At 70.9% G+C, this 1,753-nt stretch carries 1 protein-coding gene and 1 pseudogene; one reads left to right on the plus strand and one right to left on the minus strand.

Annotated features, from left to right (window positions below):
- Positions 1–1,435: RelA/SpoT family protein (locus ACWCO3_RS34410; protein ID WP_450014173.1), on the minus strand; the 1,435-nt coding region annotated here is incomplete at its 3' end.
- 148 nt (positions 1,436–1,583) lie between these two features.
- Between ACWCO3_RS34410 and ACWCO3_RS34415 the strand changes: the two are divergent.
- Positions 1,584–1,753: pseudogene (locus ACWCO3_RS34415) on the plus strand (alpha/beta hydrolase); the annotation flags it as partial.

Raw genomic sequence — 1,753 nt, forward strand, 5'->3', positions numbered from 1 at the left:
TCTCCACCACGTCGCCCTCGTCCAGCTCCGAGCTGAGCGGGGCCAGGCGACCGTTGATCCGGGCGGCGAGGCAGTGGTCGCCCCGCTCGTTGCCCAGCTCGTAGGCCAGGTCGACGGGGGTCGCGCCGGCCGGCAGCACGACCTGCTGACCGTCCGCGAAGACCTGGATCTGGCCCTCGGCGAGGTCGCAGCGCAGCGACTCGTAGAACTGTGCCGGGTCGGCGGCGTCCGGCTCCCAGTCGAGCACCCGGCGCAGCCAGTCCAACTGCTCGGCGCGGGCCGCCGCGCTGCCGCTGTTGCCCGAGCGCGGGAAGCGGAAGTCGGCGGCGATGCCGTACTCGGCCGAGCGGTGCATCTCCTCGGTGCGGATCAGCACCTCGACGGTGCGGTCCTGCGGGCCGCAGACGCTCGTGTGCAGCGACCGGTAGAGGTTGTTCTTCGGTGAGGCGATGAAGTCCTTGAAACGGCCGGGGATCGGTCGCCACGTGCCGTGGATCGCGCCCAACGCGGCGTAACAGTCGGTCGCCGGGCCGTCGACCACCACCACGATGCGGGGCAGGTCGTACGGAGCGGTGTGACTGCCGGCGATGGTGTCCTTCCAGATCGAGTAGAGGTGCCGGGGACGAGGGCTCACCTCGGCATCGACCCGGCTGCGTTTGAGCGCCACCCGGGCCGAGGCGACCACCGAGTCGAGGTACGCGTCCCATCCCGGCCGGTCGTGCACGTGCCGGGCCAGCCGGGCGTGCTCGTCGGGCTCCAGGTGCAGCAACACCACGTCGTCCAGCTCGCGCTTGAGGGTCTGGATGCCCAGCCGGTCACAGAGCGGGACCAGCACCTCCTGGGTCTTGCGGGCGATCCGTTCCCGCGAGGCCGCCGACCGCACACCCAGGGTGCGCATGTTGTGCAGGCGATCGGCCAGCTTGATGATCAGCACCCGGACGTCCTTCGCGGCCGCCACGATCATCTTGCGGATCGTCTCCGCCTCGGCGGCCTTGCCGTAGAACGCCTTGTCGAACTTGGTCACCCCGTCGACCAGGTGGGCCACCTCGCCGCCGAAGTCCTCGGAGAGCGCCTGGAGGGTGTAGCGGGTGTCCTCCACGGTGTCATGCAGCAGCGCCGCGACCAGGGTGGTGGAGTCCATCCCCAGCTCGGCGCAGATCTGCGCCACCGCGAGGGGATGGGTGATGTACGGCTCCCCGCTCTTGCGGAACTGCCCGCGGTGCATGTTCTCCGCGATCGTGTACGCCCGGCGCAGCACGGCGGGGTCGGTGCCGGCGTGGATCCCCCGGTGCGTGCGCACCAGGTGGGTCACCGGGTCGGAGTCGGTGGTCGGCCAGCTGAGCAACGACCGCAGCCGCCGGGCGAGCGGCAGCTCACCCGGCTGTGTCGGAAGGGCGCCCCCCAGGGCGGCGCCGTGTCCGGCGTCGACGTCCACGAGGGACACCTCCTCACCCCGGCTCCACGCCGCCGAAGGCCGGCGGCGGGAGCAGGCCCACGAATCGGGCAGGACTGCACTTCTCTAACAGCCTAAGCGAGTCGACGTAGTCCGATCGGTCAGTTGGTCATGAGCGTTCGGTCGAGAGTTGCGGGGACGAGCCGTTCTCGGCCTTCGCCAGCAGGTCACGGAACCGTCCCGCGCCAGCGGCCGGGGAGGACCAGGCAGTGGGGTGACCGGCCGCAAGGTGTTCTTCCAGTTCCGTGGGCACGGCCGATCCGAGGCGCCGGACGGGCCGTGGACGTACTCCGACCTGGC

Source organism: Micromonospora sp. NPDC002411 (genome assembly GCF_053592955.1).